This window comes from Cysteiniphilum sp. GTC20157 (assembly GCF_055396795.1).
The window spans coordinates 1878504-1897640 of sequence record NZ_AP044698.1; the positions used below are offsets into that span (position 1 = coordinate 1878504).

14 protein-coding genes and 1 riboswitch are annotated in these 19137 nt (G+C 37.8%); of the genes, 2 read left to right on the plus strand and 12 right to left on the minus strand.

Annotation, left to right across the window (positions count from 1 at the left end; translation table 11 throughout):
• Positions 1–100 precede the first annotated feature (100 nt).
• From ribH to ribD, 4 genes are read right to left on the minus strand one after another with little or no spacing between them, the layout of a single operon-like run.
• Positions 101–529, minus strand: a complete 429-nt coding sequence (gene ribH / locus ACZ5V8_RS08520; RefSeq protein WP_440615759.1) for a 6,7-dimethyl-8-ribityllumazine synthase — start codon at positions 527–529, stop codon at positions 101–103.
• 2 nt (positions 530–531) lie between these two features.
• Positions 532–1740: a 3,4-dihydroxy-2-butanone-4-phosphate synthase gene (gene ribB / locus ACZ5V8_RS08525; protein ID WP_464217437.1), complete on the minus strand. Its 1209-nt coding sequence runs from the start codon at positions 1738–1740 to the stop codon at positions 532–534.
• A complete protein-coding gene (locus ACZ5V8_RS08530) occupies positions 1724–2332 on the minus strand; it encodes a riboflavin synthase (RefSeq protein WP_464217438.1) in 609 nt (202 codons plus the stop codon). Before ACZ5V8_RS08530 ends, ribB begins: the two co-directional genes overlap by 17 nt.
• Before the next feature lie 2 nt (positions 2333–2334).
• Positions 2335–3393, minus strand: a complete 1059-nt coding sequence (ribD, locus tag ACZ5V8_RS08535) for a bifunctional diaminohydroxyphosphoribosylaminopyrimidine deaminase/5-amino-6-(5-phosphoribosylamino)uracil reductase RibD (protein WP_464218729.1) — start codon at positions 3391–3393, stop codon at positions 2335–2337.
• A gap of 160 nt (positions 3394–3553) precedes the next feature.
• Positions 3554–3708, minus strand: a riboswitch (FMN riboswitch).
• 161 nt (positions 3709–3869) lie between these two features.
• Between ribD and rsgA the strand changes: the two genes are divergently transcribed.
• Positions 3870–4850: a ribosome small subunit-dependent GTPase A gene (rsgA, locus tag ACZ5V8_RS08540; RefSeq protein WP_464217439.1), complete on the plus strand. Its 981-nt coding sequence runs from the start codon at positions 3870–3872 to the stop codon at positions 4848–4850.
• 83 nt (positions 4851–4933) lie between these two features.
• Entirely contained in the window at positions 4934–5170 is a 237-nt protein-coding gene (locus ACZ5V8_RS08545; RefSeq protein ID WP_464217440.1) for a type II toxin-antitoxin system Phd/YefM family antitoxin, read from the plus strand.
• A gap of 110 nt (positions 5171–5280) precedes the next feature.
• Here ACZ5V8_RS08545 and ACZ5V8_RS08550 read toward each other — a convergent pair whose 3' ends face one another.
• The 8 genes from ACZ5V8_RS08550 to ACZ5V8_RS08585 all read right to left on the minus strand — a co-directional run bounded on the left by ACZ5V8_RS08550 (position 5281) and on the right by ACZ5V8_RS08585 (position 19100).
• Entirely contained in the window at positions 5281–8511 is a 3231-nt protein-coding gene (locus ACZ5V8_RS08550; RefSeq protein ID WP_464217441.1) for an SbcC/MukB-like Walker B domain-containing protein, read from the minus strand.
• Positions 8512–8688 (minus strand): hypothetical protein, encoded by a 177-nt coding sequence (locus ACZ5V8_RS08555; RefSeq protein ID WP_464217442.1) that lies wholly within the window; start codon positions 8686–8688, stop codon positions 8512–8514.
• A complete protein-coding gene (locus ACZ5V8_RS08560) occupies positions 8685–9296 on the minus strand; it encodes an RloB domain-containing protein (RefSeq protein ID WP_464217443.1) in 612 nt (203 codons plus the stop codon). The genes ACZ5V8_RS08555 and ACZ5V8_RS08560 overlap by 4 nt, the downstream gene beginning before the upstream one ends.
• Positions 9297–9313: 17 nt before the next feature.
• Complete coding sequence (locus tag ACZ5V8_RS08565) at positions 9314–10609, minus strand: AAA family ATPase (protein ID WP_440615748.1); 1296 nt, start codon at positions 10607–10609, stop codon at positions 9314–9316.
• 198 nt (positions 10610–10807) lie between these two features.
• Positions 10808–12055: an exonuclease SbcCD subunit D C-terminal domain-containing protein gene (locus ACZ5V8_RS08570; protein WP_464217444.1), complete on the minus strand. Its 1248-nt coding sequence runs from the start codon at positions 12053–12055 to the stop codon at positions 10808–10810.
• The gene (locus ACZ5V8_RS08575) at positions 12052–14463 is read right to left on the minus strand and encodes an AAA family ATPase (protein ID WP_464217445.1); all 2412 of its coding nucleotides are present in this window, start codon (positions 14461–14463) and stop codon (positions 12052–12054) included. Before ACZ5V8_RS08575 ends, ACZ5V8_RS08570 begins: the two co-directional genes overlap by 4 nt.
• A 230-nt stretch (positions 14464–14693) precedes the next feature.
• Positions 14694–16172: a 2-oxoglutarate dehydrogenase complex dihydrolipoyllysine-residue succinyltransferase gene (gene odhB / locus ACZ5V8_RS08580; protein WP_464217446.1), complete on the minus strand. Its 1479-nt coding sequence runs from the start codon at positions 16170–16172 to the stop codon at positions 14694–14696.
• A gap of 72 nt (positions 16173–16244) precedes the next feature.
• Positions 16245–19100: a 2-oxoglutarate dehydrogenase E1 component gene (locus ACZ5V8_RS08585; protein ID WP_464217447.1), complete on the minus strand. Its 2856-nt coding sequence runs from the start codon at positions 19098–19100 to the stop codon at positions 16245–16247.
• Between the last annotated feature and the right edge of the window lie 37 nt (positions 19101–19137).

Consider the following 19137-nt stretch of genomic DNA (forward strand, 5'->3'; position numbering starts at 1 on the left):
AAACTAAATATAGTTCATATGACTAAAAATGACTGTTTTTTTGGCAAGATTATCAAAAAAATTTGTAACCACCCAATAGAAAAAATGAAGATTTAGTGGATTAAGCGCCTATTTCCTTTTTAAGCTTAATCATATCTAACGCCGCTTTTAATGCATACTTACCTTTGTGACCTTTCTCACCACCAACACGCGCTAATGCCTGATCCTTATTATGCGTTGTCAACACCCCGAAAATCACTGGTAAATCATAGCTCATCATTACATCTTGTGTGCCTTGTGATACTTGCATACACACGTAATCATAATGATCAGTTTGCCCACGAATCACACAACCCAGCAATACGATAGCATCATACTTCTTGGTTTTAGCGAGCTGCTTTGCCGCATAAGGCAACTCAACTGCGCCTGGGACTTTATAAACTTTAGGTGTTTTAATGGCTAAGTTAGAAGCTTCCTCTAATGCACCTTCCAATAACTTATCAGTAATTAACGCATTAAATTCACTAACAACAATCGCAATCTTTGGCATCTTCATACTCCTTTTATGCTATGGTTTAGCCGTTGTTTTTTAGTTTGTAAATAGTCTTTATTATGCTCATGCACATCTGATTCTGATACTAAGACTTGCACAGCAATATCCGCTTTTTGCAAAGCCTGCACCTTTTCTGGATTATTTGATAACAATTGACATTGCTTTATATCATAATATTTAAGCACTTGCACTGCATGATCATAGCGACGATTATCAACAGGCAAATTAAGAGCCTTATTGGCTTCAATCGTATCCATATGCGCTGTTCGCTGCAGCTCATAGGCTTTTAACTTATTCACCAAGCCAATATTACGCCCCTCTTGCTCAAGGTAAATCAAAATCCCACCACATTGAGCAATTTCATGCAAGGCATGGTGCAGTTGTGATTGGCAATCACATTTTAGTGAACCGAATAAATCTCCCGTAATACATGATGAGTGAATGCGCACCAAAGGATTATCTTTAATGTCCTTGCTCATAACTTTAATTTCACTTTGGGACACAGGATCGATAAAAACACTCATCTCAAGCTCGCCATAATCTCGAAATGGAATAGGGCTACTGACAGCTTTTGTAATGAGCTTTTCAGTTGCTAGACGATATAAACGCAGCTCCTCAATGCTTAATATTGGCAAATCATGCGTAAGAGCAAAGCGCTCAATCTCTTCACCTTTCATCATGCTGCCATCTTTATTCATCAGCTCACATAAAACAGCTGCTGGATGAAATCCTGCCATTTTCACCAAGTCAACACTTGCTTCAGTATGACCTTGACGTCCTAACACCCCATAATCATTCGCAACCAATGGGAAGATATGACCCGGACGACTAATATCATTAGGGTTAACTTCAGGATTTGATGCTACTTGAATGGTATGCGCGCGATCTTTAGCAGATACGCCCGTTGTCACGCCTTCTTTTGCTTCAATCGTAATAGTAAAAGGTGTTGTGAATTGACTGGTATTTAAATCTGCAGGCACCATCGGATTTAATTGCAAACGTTTGGCATGCGCTTTTGACATTGCCAAACAGACAATACCGCTAGCATGTTGCAGCATTAAATTCACATTCTCAGCATTAGCTAATTGACCTGGAAAGATTAAATCGCCCTCATTTTCGCGATCTTCATCATCCGTTACGATAATGCTTTTGCCTTGTTTTAAGGCATCAACCGCTGCTTCAACGCGTGTTTTAATTCTTTGAAACATGTTGTATTTTCTCCATATAATGATGAATGTGTTTACCGATAGGATCCGCCTCGAGGTTGACTCTGGTACCGACCTGATAATTCTTAACAATAGTGGCATCAATCGTATGTGGAATAAAAGTGACCGTAAAACAATCGTCATTTACTTCAATCACGGTAATGCTCATACCATCAATGGTGATAAATCCTTTATTGACTAAATATTTTAATATCTCTTTAGGAGCAGAAATAGCCACAAGCCAAGCCTCCGCTTCATGGGTAATCGATTTCACTTCACCGACACCATCAACATGACCTTGTACCATGTGTCCACCGATAAAATCATTCAAACGCAATGACAGCTCAAGATTAACGTGCGATCCGGCAATGAGCTGTCCCAAGGTTGTTTTACGTAACGTTTCAGGTACCGCTTCAAAGCTCACTAACCCCTTTACTTTATCCAAAGTAACAACCGTTAAGCACACACCATTAATGGCGATGCTGTCACCTATTTTGCAATTTTCTAACTGCTCTGAGCGAATTATAAGTGTAATAACCTCATTACCTGTAACCGACTCAACCTTTGCAATTTCTTGCACAATTCCACTAAACATAATTACCTCATTGATCCTATACAATAATAATCATCATTCAAAAACCCATTGTCTTTGATATTAACTTGCACCTTTTGCTTAAAATCGGCAATGATCACCGGTGCGATATAGCTTTGCACCTCATCAACAAGTTGCGTCTCAAAAAAAGCATTCAGTAATGTTCTACCACCCTCAACTAAGACACTGCTAATACCTCTTTGAGCCAGCACTTTTAAAACTTCTTTAAGATTAATTTCACCTTGATTCAGTGGTACCTTAATATATTCAATACCTTTATACTCTAATGCATCAAGCGTATCTTTATCCGCCAGATCACTGGTCATCACAATACTTTTAACCACCTCATCATTAAAAAGTGTCGCATCAAGTGGTAATTGGCAAGTTTTTGATAACACAACACGCAATGGATGCTTAACAAACTCCGCATCTGAAACTCTCACGGTAAGGCTTGGGTTATCTTCAATCAGCGTCTGACGACCAATCATAATCGCATCAACGCTATTACGTAGATTATGCACTTGTTGCTGCGATGCTTTATCGGTGATTTGTTTATTATCTTGGGGATGAGTCACCATCTGACCATCGAGCGACATACCCCATTTGGCAATAACATATGGAAGCTTATGCTTGTGATAATGGAAAAATATCTTATTCATTGCCGTTGCTTCATGACACATAAGCCCTGTCTCAACAACAATACCGGCTTGTTGTAAACGCTTAATACCTTTACCTGCCACTTGCGGGTTAGGGTCAATACTGGCAACAACGACTTTAGCAACTTGTGCCTTGATCAAACGCTCGGTACAAGCTCCTGTTCTGCCGACATGGCAACATGGCTCAAGGGTGACATAAACAGTCGCTCCTTGCGCTCTATCTCCAGCCTGATCTAAGGCATGAATTTCAGCATGCTTATCTCCAGCAAAGCGATGCCAACCTTCACCAATAATTTGACCATTTTTCACAATCACACAACCAACCATTGGGTTAGGGGAGACACTCAAAGCGCCACGCTTTGCCAACATCAGCGCTTGAGACATATAAAAATAATCCGCTTGAAACACTTGCAATAATCACCCTTTTATTAATTTACTTAATTTCAGGGATAAGCAAAAGAAATAAACATATGCAAAATGAGTAAAGGCAACACATTGATAATAGGTTCAACATTCAACATTCAACACTTTAAAATATAATGCACTTGTACTTTACACATATGTCATATTACTTCTTCTTTCATCCGGACTATAACCGTCGGCTCTGGAATCTCACCAGATCTGCTGACCTTTGACCGTTAAGCCAAAGCGCTCGTGGGCTTTTCTAATCATTACATTAAATTTACCACCGGTGGGGAGTTTCACCCCGCCCTGAAGAACTAGGATTGGATTCTACGTCGTTTTGGATAAAAAATCTAGAAGTGATAAGCATTGCATACAAATACGCATTGAATTCAGGAAGTTTAATCCACAATCTGTACTGTATTATTTTATATCAATGGCTATAATCCACTTCAGAACTTTTTTAAAGAGCGCAAGTACCATTGGCAAAACGTAATTTAAGCAAACAACAGCTTCGCAATATCAAAGAACATAAAGCATCTCATGATGATTTATCACATGCTTTGTCAGCTCTTGTGATATCACATCGCGGCAAACTTATTGAGCTTGAGAGTCAAACGGGTGAGGTTATTTTTTGTCAATATCGTCAAAACTTAGGCGCCATTGTTGCCGGTGACAACGTGCTTTATCTACCACAAGACAATAGTGAATATGGTATTATCTGCCAAGTACTGCCGCGAACTAATGCACTAATACGTCCTAGTAAACTTGCACACAATCACAAAACGATGGCAGCAAATATTGATCAGCTTATTATTATGCTTGCCGTTAACCCGCCACCAATTGAGCATTATATCGATCGTTATCTCGTTGCTGCCCATCATATGAATGTCAAACCCATTATTGTACTCAACAAAATGGATTTATTTGATCATGCTGACAATAAGGCACAGCTAGAGGCAATTGTTGATCTTTATCGCGGATTAGCTTATGAGCTTATTACTTGCTCTGCTTTGTGTCATGAAAATTTGCAAGCATTGAAAACGCTTTTGCAACATAAGACCTCGATTATTGTTGGTCAATCAGGGGTTGGTAAATCTGAGATGCTTAATGCATTATTTGGTACGAATATAACGCTTACAGGTGAAATTTCTGAACAAAACAGCCGCGGCAAACACACCACAACCAGTGCAAGATTATTTCATCTCGATCAAGATACCAATATCATTGACTCACCAGGGATTCGTGAGTTTGGTATTTGGCATTTAGACAAAGCAGATATTTTTGCAGGATTTAAAGAGTTCGCACAATTAGAAAATGAGTGCAAGTTTAGAAACTGTGAGCATATTGAAAACACTAGAGGTTGCGCGATCAATCAGGCAGTTGATGAAGGCAAGATTAGTAAGCAACGCCTCATTAACTACCACCGATTGATTCATGAGTATTTAGATTATAAAAACTAACTTTAGGATTATTTGGACAATCAAGAAATCCCTGCATATACTAAAAGCACAGTAAGCATACTATCTAATTTAACGAGGTTCTTATGCATCATATTTATGGGATCGGCGATGCCAAACAAAACTTTCCCAAACTGATTAATTTAGTATCAAACTCTGGTGAAGAGATTCTAATCACACGCGATAAAAAATTAGTCGCCAAAATTATCCCTGTGGAAAAGAAAAAACGTGTTATTGGAAAGCTTGCTGATAAATCCTATTATATGTCTGAAGACTTTGATGCACCTAATGATACAATTGACCAACTGTTTTATGGTGAATAATTGCACTATTAATTTGTTCCTGTTTGGTTACATCTACTAATTTCGTCATATTGATTATCTACTCAAACCCATCAAAAAAATGACCGGTACCCTGCCAATCATTAACCACATCAACACCCCACACCACTTAGCACACTTTTGCCACCTGATATTGGCGTGACTTTGATCTGCGAGCTAATGCGCTCTTTAAGTGCTGGGACATGCGAAATCACACCGATTAATTTACCATCTTGCTGCAAATGTGACAGTGCTTCTAGTGCCATCTCTAATGCATCTTCGTCCAATGTACCAAAACCCTCATCTAAAAACAAAGAGTCAACGCGAACTTTTTGACTTGCCATTTTTGACAATCCTAGTGCCAAAGCCAAGCTCATAATAAAACTCTCACCGCCTGAGAGATTTTTTGTCGTGCGTATTTCTCCGGCTTGATAATTGTCAATCACATTTAATTGTAAAGGTTCACTACTATCACGTACTAACAAATAGCGATCACTCATTTGTTGTAACTGTTGATTGGCATAATTAACCATTAATTCAAAAGTTAAGCCTTGGGCAAAGTTACGATATTTTTTGCCATCTTGTGAGCCAATTAAGGCTCTAAGATTTGCCCATTTTTGCGCTTGCGCTTTTTGCTTGTCGATACTCGCTAGCTTATCTGTAAATGCTAACACTGCCTTTTCATGCGCTTGTAACTGTGTATTGAGTGATCCTAAATTTTCATATGTTTGTTGCTTTTCATATTGTATAAACTCTCGCTGCTGCAGCAAATTTTCGAGCTTCTCATCAGTCAATGAAATATTATGAAGTTGATTATACTCATTTTGTTTAGCATTCAGCTGACTATCGATATCACGTCCATGATTGTGTAATTGCTCGGCTTCTTGTTGCAATAGATTGATTTGATCTATTTGATTTAAAAGCACTTTAAAGGCATCTTCATCCGTCATATTATGTGACTTTAGCTGCTGATAAAAATCTTCTTGCTTATCACTATACGCTTTCTCTTTTTCTATTTGTAATGCCTGATAGTTACTTAATTGCGTATTGAGCACAAGTATTTTGTCATCAATCGATTTTACCTCTTTAGCTAAATGATCATGTTGCTTTTGCGCCTGATCAACTGCTTGTTGCAACTGCTGTTCATAATCATCAGGGTCTTTATCTGCCAATAGCTGTTGCCGAGCTTGGACAAGCACTTCCTTTTCTTCATTTAGGCTAGCTATTGCTGCTTGCTCTTGTTGTATAGAAGCATTGCTCTGCTTAATCTGCTGTTGAACAAGATTTAGCTGTTCAGTAAAGTGTTGCTTTTGTTGTTCATAGTTTTGTAATGCCTGCTGCGTTTGTTGCCATTGTCTCAAGCGCTTTTGCAATTGCGTATTGACTTCAGGGAGTTGATCGACATGTGTTATTGCCATGGCATATTTACGCAACACCTCATTACATTGAGACATTGCTTGTGATAGGTTTTTTTGCTCTTGTGACAGTTGCTCTTTTACCTTCTCTAATGCTGATTGAGCACTAGTGATTTTCTCATCTGCTACACGTAACTGCGTCATTAAATCACTATATACTTGCTGCTTTTGAGTCACTTGTCTGTCTTGTTCAGTAACTTCTTTTTGCAATACTTTGATTTTTTTAATATGCGATTTCAATGTTTTAATATCATCATTCGCATCCAATACCGGCAAACCTTTTGCATAGGGATGCTCCAATGCACCACACAACGGACAAGCCTCACCATCAACAAGCTTTTGGCGCTCTTGTTCTAAATGAATAATGACTTTTTGCTGCTCTTGAATATGCAGTTTAAGCTCCAAGGTTTCCTCGTAATCCTCAAGCTGTTTACCTGCTAATATGTTGTCAAGCTGCACGCTGAATGCTGCCGAATGTTCCTTGGCTTTATTTAAACCATCATTGGCAACATTCGCCTTTTGTTGGCATTGATCTTGTTGCTGTAAAGCTTGATCTAACTGTTTTTGCGCTTTTTTACCTTCAGTATGGCAATGATTAAGTGCATTGTGCTTATCAGTAATTGAACTGATCTGTAATTGAATACCTTGAAAATCAGCGATTAAACCTCCATCACCTGCATATTGCTTAGCGTATAAAATATTGTCTTGATTAGCCTTATCAAGCTTAATCATATCCTGTTGCATATTTTCTTGCTGTTGCAATTGGTGCTTTAGCTCAGTATTTAATGTATCCAGCTTCCTTTCAAATTGATGCAATTGCGCTTGTTTATATTCAATGTTGTGATCCAGTTTACGCACTTCTTTAAGCACTGGCACTTGTAGTGCTTGAGCTTCTTGAGCTTGCTGCCACAGCCCTTTTGCTTTGTCACATTGTACTTTGGCTTGATTATTATCTTTTTGTAATTGTGGGCGCTTAAGCTGTAAGGTATCAATCTCAGCTTTCACTTTGTTAAGCTCAGTATAAATGCTCTGATAAGCCTCATAAATTGGTTTAATATCTTTAACTTGCTGTAAGCGTTTCAACTGCTGCTGTTTGGGCTTGAATGCTTCTTGCTGTTGTTGTATCTGCTTATATTGCTCCTCTAATTGTGATATCTCACTTTGAAGCTTGTCAATCGTTTGAAGCCAGCTCACTTTATAATTCAACACTTTTTCGCTAGTATCTAACCGCTCAATCAACAACTTGTTAATAGCAAACTCATTATTTAGTTGCATCAGCTGCTCTTGCGATAACACTTGAATGCCATCTAGCTCTTTTTGTAGTAACATGACTTTGTCTGTCTCTTCTTTATCACGCACATACACCATTTTAGAAATGTCACTATAGATTTCAGAACCCGTCATTTGCTCTAAGATTTCAGAACGCTCATCCGATGATGCTTTTAAAAAGGCAGTAAAGCCACCTTGTGCTAACAAAATCGATTTGCAAAAGCGCTTAAAGTCCATTCCTGTTGTTTGTTCAACAAGCTCTTTAACTTTTTTAATTTTTGTTTCTAATATTTTAGCCTTGTTATAATCACTGATCTCATGCTTTGGTGATTGCAATTTTCCATCTGCCTTACCTCGCGCTTTGCGCTGACTCCAATGACATTGATAAATGCCGTCATTCGTTTGAAATGTGATCTCGGCAAAACATTCCCCCGTTTGACGTGACATCACTTCATTGACCGATTCCGAGATAATTTTCAATCTTGGCGTTTGCCCATAAAGTGCCAAACAAATCGCATCTAATATCGTTGACTTTCCCGCCCCAGTTGGACCCGTGATTGCAAATAACCCATTATCCACATAATCCGGATCAGTAAAATCAATAGACCATTCACCATAAAGCGAGTTTAAATTTTTAAAGCGTAAGTTGAGGATTTTCATTTAACTTCCTAGAGATGAAAGTGCTTCTATTTGAAGCTTTGCATAATCATTAACTGATTTTTCTTCAGTAACATTAGAGATAAACTCTTTAAACTTATGCCGCTCAAGAACATATCCTTTTGAATTTGGTACGCTATCATTAAAATAGCGTACTTTAAGTGTTTTCATATCATTCACTGCAAAATCCTCCCTTGCATAACACAAAATAACTGATAAAAATTTGTCGTCTGTAGCGCTGCATTATCAAGCATGTAATGAATTAATTTAGCATTATCGCATTGCTTAACCTCTTGAGGTATTAACTTTATTGAATTATCGACGGCTGTTTGATGCTGCTGAGCTATATCCTCAATAACTTTTGTATTTGTTTTATCAAAATTAGGGCACACATCTTCAATTGATTTGCTTTTATCTGTTGTATAATGCAACGATAACCAACGCTCAAAATCAGGTATTGACAAAATAATCAGGTAATCTTTCGCTGCTTGAAATAATCTCTTTTTTTGAGCAAACGCCTTAATTTTCTGTTGATCTCGATCACCATCAATAACAACAATAACGGTTTGACTATCATTAAATTCAGTTGTTATAATTCTATTTTCAATGTTCTGAATATTCGCTTTATCATTACCCTTCATTGGAAAAATTGGTTTTATATCTACTTTCAGATATTTAAAGAGAGATTTAATATAGATCTCTTCCGTTTTCCCTTCTGTGAAAAATACAAACTGATGGCTTATTGGTATACGTTTATTGGATTTATCTAAGCGCCTTTTCCTTGCCATGCCTTAATTCCTTAGCTTTAAATAAATGGAACTCCACCTAGGCTCCCGCTTAGATAGTATTTACTTAACTTTTTATCTGATTTTAAAATAAACTCATCAAATGCAACAAGCTTAGCGCCATTATCTTCTTTCTGAACTAACCAAAATTCATCCTTGCGTAAGAACGACAAATCAAGTAAATGGGTATCGTGAGTAGTAATAATTAATTGACTTTGTGCTTGACGATTCAAAATACCCAATATATGTGTTCTAATCAATTCCTTGGATAATTGTGTATGTAGACTGCGATCTACCTCATCAATCACAACCGTAATATTAGGGTCACTTTGAAGTTTTAATAACCAAGGTAAAAGCTCAATAACCCGCCTTGTCCCATCTGATTCATCATGTAACTCAAAATTAATATCCTTACCATTATCCTTTTTATGCTTAATCACTACTTTATGAACATCAATTTTATCACCCCCCTCTTTTGGGGTAACATAAAAAAAAGAGCCGTCAGGCAAAGGTAACATTATTGTAACGCCATCTTTAACATCCTCAATAAGTAGCTCATATAACCTTTGAGGCAACTCCTCTTTTAATGTCTGCTCTGAGGCTATCTCTAATTCAATACCTGTAACACTTAGGTCTAGCCTTTTTATTGCATCATTCATTTCATTTAATCGCAAAGGAATATCGACCATGCCTTTTTTAGATCGTGGTGAAATAAGAGTTAAATGGTGTTTAAACCATTTATAAACCTGCTCAAAATGCATTTTATTATCAATATTTTGCTCAATAATATGACTAACACATAACTTATTTTTTGGCATTGTTTTGATAATGGTTGCCAGATCACTATCTTCCTTGATCAGCTGCCCTGTATAAGTATTTTGATCAATATTTCTATCAAAAAGTATTTTTTGTGTTGATGGCTTTAAAAGTAGCAGTTTTTCATGATAAACCTGAGCTTTATCCACTTCAAATTGATATTGATAAATATGCTCATCAATAAAAATTGTAAAGCTAAAGAAACTTGTTTCTTCTGCCTCCCCCAAACGATAAGGCTCCAATTGACTCAAGCTTCTCGTTTTAGAGCAAAGTAAATATTTACAAAAGGCAAGCGCATCAACAAATGATGTTTTGCCTGAATTATTTGCACCATAGATTGCTGAGAAGGGCAACACTGTCTCATGTGACTTGCCTGTTTTCTGGTATTTAACCGTCAATAAATGCTCTTTATTATTCTTAAGACGTGTGTTGGCATCCATTGAAAATGTATTTAATTCTTTAAAACACTTCCAGTTTCTAAAAGAAAACTCTAATAGCATCACTTACCATCCACATCATTACTTTAAACATAACTATTATTCAACTAACCTAAATCATACACCCATTTTTACCATTTAAAAATCGATTTTTCCGTTTTTAAAAGAATTTATAGAGTGTTATGTTTATAAACTATTCTGCTATTAAATTTCTCGCGCGTTTGACTGGTAGGCTTTTATCATTTTTGTTGCTACCTTTCCTTACTGAGCTTGAACATCTTCCTCAGCAAGCTGCATCATAATCTCTTGATAACAATCCATCAAAACGGCTTGCTGATCTTTTGGAATATCATGTGCAGACAAGCAGCGCTCAAATACTTCTATTTCATTAAGATCTTCTAGTGTTTCACTGCTTTGGGATTGGCTGATGGCTTTATCAATCACACGTTTGTTTTTGATACGTCTGATCTCTAATTGACTACCTTGAATATGAAGATTAATTTGCTCTGTCAGATCACTTATAATTTCTTTGCCTGTATATTCAATCTCAAGCCAATTTTGAGCATTTTCTGTTATCAATTGAGATAAGGATTCTAAAATGCATTCAAGATCCCCCTTGATACTGATTAACTGTTGAAAACAAGGAACAGCAATAGGTGTAATGACGCTATTGCCGTCTTTAAAGTCAATCATTAATACCTGCTTTTGCTGCTTGGCTTCACCAAAGCCCATTGCAATCGGGGAACCGCTATAGCGTATATGCTCTTGTTTTGCCACTATTTGTGGCACATGCAAATGCCCCAAAGCGACATAATCAAGGTAATCAGGAAATATACTCGCATCAACATGTGCCAATGAGCCGACATATAACTCACGCACGCCATCATCGATCTCAGTCTTGCCTCCAGCGGCAAATAAATGCCCCATACCAATGATTGGTAAATGTTGAAGCTTATGTGTTTTGCAAAGCTCAATCTGCTTTTCTTTAGCATACTGACACGCCTCATGATAATGCTGCTTAATGCCTGAGATTAATTTTTTATTTTTATCATCTAATGTTTCACTGACTTCAACCTTTCGGATATCACGATCACGCAAATAAGGTACTGCGCAAATGATTGCTTGCGGTATACCTTTGTCATTGTTCAGCGTAATCACTTCATCTTGTGGGTTGTCACACGCTGCCCCTACCACATAGATATTAAGCGCTTTTAATACACTTTTAGATGCCTCAAGCAAACTTGGGGAATCGTGATTGCCACCGATTACCACCACATGTTGGCAATGGGTATTTTTAGCAACATCACTTAAAAACTGAAAATACAGCTCTTGGGCATAATTGCTTGGCGTGGTGGTATCAAAGATGTCGCCTGCTATTAATAAGATATCAATTTCTTGCATTTTAATGATTTCAATTAACCAATTTAAAAAAGCTTCAAATTCAGGATAACGCTTCTTGCCATACAACATGCGCCCTAAATGCCAATCGGATGTGTGGAGGATTTTCATGTTATAGCTTCCAATGATTTATTTTTAATATTATCCTCTTCAGAAACATCAATACTTTGACACAATGCTTGATATTGCTCAGGATCTTTTTCTTTGATTTTATCTAGAATTTTTTGAGCCACCTTTTTAGACTCTGGAATATCTACAGGTAAAGCGCTACGCTCAAGCCTTTTACAATGTGAATATTCGTGGTTTGATCGAAGACTAACACTACCACTTAAAGCCTCTGAAATCTCTTCTCCAAAAAATGCCTTCTGTTTCTCAAAGTCACTTCTATAATCAGGATATTTATAATACAAATAAATTTCCATAAATTTTCGTGCATTGTTATGAAAGTTATAAAAAACTTCATAATTTTCGTCACATAGTTCTGGGCTCTTTGCACATTGATGAATTTTCTCAAATAAATAATTGAACTCGGTAGCATACTCCTTCAAATACTTTGGCATCAATGAGATAACCGACACTTTTTTCTCAACTTTTTTAACTAGAAACCGCTGCACTTTTTTTTGTTCATGCTTTTCTTTAACAACTCGCTTTAGATACTGTAAAAACTCCAAGCTATGCGTTGAAATAAATAGTTGAGAATATAGATTTTTTTGAACAATCTCCTCTTTAATCAAGCTAAACACAAAAAAGATATGATTTGCATCTAAACTACATATTGGGTCATCAATCCAAATAATAGGCTTTTCACCTTTAGTATTTACATCATGTAGTTTTGCCATAAAGTAACAAAATGCGATTAATCGGCATTCCCCCTCACTTAGATGATGAGCTTTGATGCCATTTCTTTGTACTTCAAATTTATAATTCTTTTGATGCGATCCTTCTTCTAAAGCTGGTTGAAGAGATAACATCTGATGGCCAAAGAAATGATTTAAATATTCATTAACTTGCTTAGCACCTTCAGCTTCACCACCTAACTTTGCTTCTAGTTCTTCAATCTGTTTTAGAGTTTTTTTAATTTTCTCTTCAACCTCTTCCTTTTCACTTTGCGCACTACTAGCCTTAGTTTCTAAGTCATTTATCTGTTCTTTTGTTTGTTGATAATTGGAGTCTACAACGTACTTACAAACCTCATCCAATCTTAATGCATCACACGCCTCTTCTTGTTTATCACTCAAGTCATTCGTATATTGGTTTGACTCCATGCATAACGCTTGAAACTTGCCATATAATTGTTCTATTTTATCAACATTAGACTGAGGAGGCTCAAAAATTAGCTTCTGAGCAATCTTATCTTTTCGCTTCTCTAACTGATCAGATAGTAAACCTAAAGCTTCACTATATACTTGGGTTTCTCGTGTGTAGTCAGATTGTATGTTTTCAAATTCCGGGCGAAACGCACTATAGAGCTGAGTTTTTTCAAGGGCTAGCCCATTTGTTACATTATTCTTCTCAGTATTGATTTCCTCAATGAGTGCATCAATATTACAACGTAAGTTTTCAGACTCTTCACTAAAATGTTTGTTTAGCTTATCCCACAGATCGTTGGGTAAAGTTTGCTGACAAAAAGCACAAGTGTCTCGCTCTTTATGATGATTTATACCCTCTCTCACCCATTCGTTTAATGACCAGTTGACCAATAACTCCTGTATAGGCTCAGAGATAGTAATATCTTTTTCAACCAAAAACTGACTCTTAATTATGAATTCATCTAACCTAAGAAATGGTTTGGTAAATGTAATATTGTCTTTTTTATCCTCTTTAATCGTTTGCTTTTTCTCTTCTCTCTCTGCATCGCTTAGCCTTTCTAACTCTTGATCTATCACATAATCACAATCTTTTACTAGCTTACTTTTGTTGTAAGTTGCAACTTTGTACAAAGGGTTATGCTTAATGCCAGTGTGCTCTGAGTTTGCTTTTCTTGTTAAATATTTCTCGAACTGCTTTTTTGCTTCTTCATATTGAGCATCACGGTCTTTATAAGTTTTTTCACTAATTGCCAAATCACTGTACACCCCTGTAGGATTCTCTTCATCATCTTTGCCTAAAATCGTCTTTAATTCCGTGATCTTTGCTTCTAACTCTACATCCTCACCTAAAATTGCAAACGACTCAATCGACTCCTCTGGGTTATGAATAAATTTAAGATTCTCGCGCACAAAATCTTCATTAAAAACTCTGAATTTATAAGATGTATCAAGGTTAGACTGCGTAAGTTTTCTGTTATCATCTAATAACAATGAAAAGCTTGGGTTTTCGTATTTATCCGATATTTTTCCTGTTTCAAATGCTCTTACAATTCTTGATAACGTCGTCTTTCCTGAATAGTTTCTACCATATAGGATATTAACTTGCTTAAACTCGAGTGGTTCATTCTTTTCATTAACACATGTTTTATCCCAGTTGAAATCTCGGTAAATTGCCATATTGATATGACTAAACTTTTTTATCAATGTCATAGATCGCACAAACTCCCTTTACAATTGATTTCCAATAATAATTTTACCACATATAACAATTATTTATAGCCATGATATGCCTAGCACTGAAACATAAGAATAGCAAAAAACAAGACGTGATAAATGTTGGCGATTTTAAGCGAGAAACCCTATCATCTAATCATTTGAAAAACAGATGAATTCTAGCGTTTGGTAGAAGAGCTTGAAAGCTCTTTAGAAAAATTGTCTACTTAAATCTCCAACAACATCCTTGCTGGATCTTCAATCAGTTCTTTAATTGTTTTTAAGAATTTAACAGAGACACTGCCGTCAATGATTCTGTGATCATAAGATAATGCTAAATACATAATCGGACGAATCACGATTTCACCGTTAACAACCACAGGACGCTCAACAATATTATGCATGCCTAAGATCGCGCTTTGTGGTGCGTTAATAATGGGTGTGGATAGCATTGAACCATACGTGCCACCATTGGTGATCGTAAATGTACCACCTTGCATTTCTTCTAATGACAATTTACCATCGCGTGCTTTAATTGCCTTTTCAATAATATCATTTTCAATTTGGGCAAAAGATTTTTGATCTGCATTGCGGATGACAGGAACCACTAAGCCACGATCAGAACCCACTGCGACACCAATATCAAAGAAGCCGTGATAGACAACATCAGTGCCATCAATTGACGCATTGACTTCAGGGAAACGCTTTAACGCTTCGGTTGCTGCTTTTAAGAAGAATGACATAAAGCCAAGTTTGGCATCATGTGTCTTTTGGAAAAGATCTTTATATTGCTTTCTTAGATCCATAACAGGCTTCATATCAACTTCGTTAAACGTCGTCAAAATCGCATTGGTATGTTGCACTTCAACCAAGCGTTTCGCAATCGTTTGACGTAAACGTGTCATGCGCACACGTTTCTCAGGACGATCACCCTCAAAGCTCATAGTATCGACCGCTTGGGCTACTGGTGCTTGTTTTTGAGCTTGTACAGGAGCACTGACCACATCTTGCTTGGTAATGCGACCATTTTTACCAGTGCCTTGCACATTATTGACATCAACATCATTGGCTTTAACCGCACGACGTACTGCAGGCGATAAATGATCATTAGACTCTACTTTTGATTCAGTCGCACTCTCAACTGCTGCCGGTTGGCTCACAGCGCCCGCGCTAATTTTGGCTACTGCTTCAGCACTTAGCACCGTGTCACCTTCATTTTTAAGCTTTTCAGCCAATACACCACTTTGGGTTGCTGGCACTTCCATCATCACTTTATCGGTTTCGATCTCAACTAATGTTTCACCTTCTTCGACCTGATCACCAATATTTTTATGCCATGTTGCTACTGTACCTTCAGCAATTGATTCAGGGAAAGTTGGGGCATTAACTGTAACTGCCTCAGTGGATGTAGCTCCAGGAGTTGCCGCTTGCGCTGTTTCACTTGGTTGTGCTGTCGTTGATGCTTCTGCAGATCCTTCAGTGATTGAGCCAATCGTTTCTTGAGAAAGCACTGTATCGCCTTCGTGCTTGACAATCTCGCCCATTGTCCCTGCTGTCATTGCGGGCACTTCCATCACCACTTTATCTGTTTCAATCTCTGCCAACACATCGCCTTCTTCAACGCGATCACCTGGCTTTTTATGCCATGTTGCAATTGTACCTTCTGCAATTGATTCCGGAAAAACAGGAACTTTTACCTCTGTCATGGTTCACCCTTAACTTTTTATTTTACTTATTTTTTATCAACGTTATTTAATTTGTTGTCTTTAAAAACAGATCTATTTATCTAACTTTAATGCTTTAGTCACTAATTCACTTTGCTGCGCATGGAATAATGATGGATAACCTACCGCAGGTGCCGCTGCTGCTTTTCTGCCGACATAAGATAGATTCTGATCCTTGCGCAATACTTTACGCAATTCGTGCTGAATCATCCACCAAGCACCTTGATTTTCAGGCTCTTCTTGCACCCAAACGATGTCATTAACTGCTTCATAAGCCGCTAATACTTTATCAAGGTCCGCTTGCGGGAATGGGTAAAGCTGCTCAATACGCACAATAGCAATATCTTTAATCTCTTGCTCACTACGTTTTGCAAGCAAATCATAATAGACCTTACCTGAGCATAAAATCACGCGTGATACTGATCGTGGTTTAAGGTCTTCGACTTCAGCAATCACATTATAGAACTGTCCATTAGCCAATTCATCGAGTGTTGAATGCACCATTGGGTGACGCAACAAACTCTTAGGTGACATCACAATCAATGGTTTGCGATAAGGGCGCAACATCTGACGACGCAACATATGAAACATTTGCGCAGGCGTCGTTGGCACACACACTTGCATATTATCATGCGCACATAACTGCAAAAAACGCTCTAATCTTGCAGATGAATGCTCAGCCCCTTGCCCTTCTTGACCATGTGGCAAGAGCATTACAAGACCTGATAAAATGCCCCATTTCTCTTCTGCTGCAGCAATAAATTGATCAATAACAACTTGCGCGGTATTGGCAAAATCACCAAATTGCGCCTCCCATAAGGTCAACGTCTTAGGTGCTGAGCAACTATAGCCATAATCAAATCCAAGAACCGCATACTCTGATAGCACAGAGTCAATAATATGGCATTCTGCCTTATCATTAATATGTTGTAATGGCGTGTAATCTGGCAATTCTGTTTTACTGTAATCATAGTTATGTAACACAGCATGCCGATGCGAGAATGTGCCACGCCCAGAGTCTTCACCTGATAAGCGTATGTTATAACCCTCTGCCAACAACGTCGCATAGGCTAAGTTTTCAGCAAAGCCCCAATTGCATGGAATTTCTCTAGCTGCCATTTTAACGCGATCATCAATGGCCTTTTTAACTTGAGGTTGCAGTGTCAAATCAGCTGGTAAATCATTTAAGCTTTGAGCCAATTTCACCAATTGCGCTTTATCAATACGTGTATCGACTGATTGATCCCATTTTTGATTGACATAAGGACGCCAATCAGCAACACATTTCGTTTTGCGCTCATGCTTACCAGTAACAATATCAGCAACGACTTCACCTTTTTGCAAACGATCGCGATAAGCTTTTGCCATTTGATCAGCTTGTGCTTTGGAAACGACACCTTCTTGCTCAAGCTTTTGCGCATAGATTGCACGCGTAGTCGGCAATTTCTTAATAATGCTATACATCAATGGCTGTGTTCCAGATGGCTCATCTGCTTCATTATGTCCATGACGACGATAGCAAACTAAGTCAATAACGATGTCTTTGCCAAACATCATGCGGTAATCCATCGCCAGTCCCGCGACACGCAATACCGCTTCAGGATCATCCGCATTAACATGTAAAACAGGCGCTTCAACCACTTTAGCAATATCAGTGCAGTACAAACTGCTACGATTATCTTCTTTTTTATCGGTAGTAAATCCAACCTGATTATTAATGACTATATGAATAGTACCACCAGTGCCATAATATCGTGTTTGTGATAAAGCAAATGTCTCCATCACCACACCTTGACCACAAAACGCGGAATCTCCATGAATTAAAATAGGCACCACTTTGGTATGTGGCTTTTCTTCGTCACTAAAGCAATCTTGCTTTGCTCTTACAGCACCTTCAACCACTGGATCAACTGTCTCCAAGTGTGATGGGTTAAAAGCAAGTGCTAAACGCAATTCTTCTTTGGGTGTTTTATGCCATGAGGCAAAGCCCATGTGGTATTTAACATCGCCTGATAAAAACTTCTTATCTTGCGCCCCTTCAAACTCTTTGAATAAATCCTCGGGTGATTTACCCATAATATTGACAAGCACATTCAAGCGCCCACGATGCGCCATCCCTAGGCCAATTTCCTCAACAGAAACTTCACCTGCTTTGTTGATCATCTCATTAAGTGCAGGAATCATCGATTCGCCACCTTCTAATGAAAAACGTTTTTGACCAACGTATTTCATACCAAGATATTTTTCTAAACCTTCGGCAGCCGTTAAGCGATCTAATAGCCAAGTCTTACGCTCCACTGATAACTTAGGAGTTTGCTTTTCGATGCGCTGCCTAAACCATAGCTTTTCAGCCATATTGTTTAAATGCATAAACTCATAGCCGATACTACCGGTATAGACATGCTGTAATTTAGCAATAATTTCTTTTAGTGGTAATGCCTGATAGTCAGAAAACACACCAACATTAAATTTTTCATTTAAGTTAGCATCATTAAGTCCATGAAAATCAAGCTCAAGCTCAGGTGTTTCTTGAGGCTTTTTGATATTCAGAGGATCTAAGTGTGAAACCTTGTGACCAATGCTACGATACATATAAACAAGATCCATCACCGCTGAGACTTTATCGCCACCATCGGGGTAATTCCCTGAATCGACAACCATCCCCTGAGGCGTTGTCAGCGCAAAGCGAAATGGGTTTTTGCTTAAAGCGACAAAATCTTCACGCACTTGCGCATGCGAGACTTCATGTTTATTGTCACGAATCGCGTCAAAATAATGGCGCCAACTACTATCTACCGAATTAGGGTCTTGTAAATAATCCTCATAAATAGCATCCAAGTATGCGCTACTACTACCGGATAGTTGCGAAGACTGCCACCATGAAGACATTGATTCTTGGGTTTCACTCATAGTTTCCACTCTTTTACTTTTTTTCTTTTTTACTTTT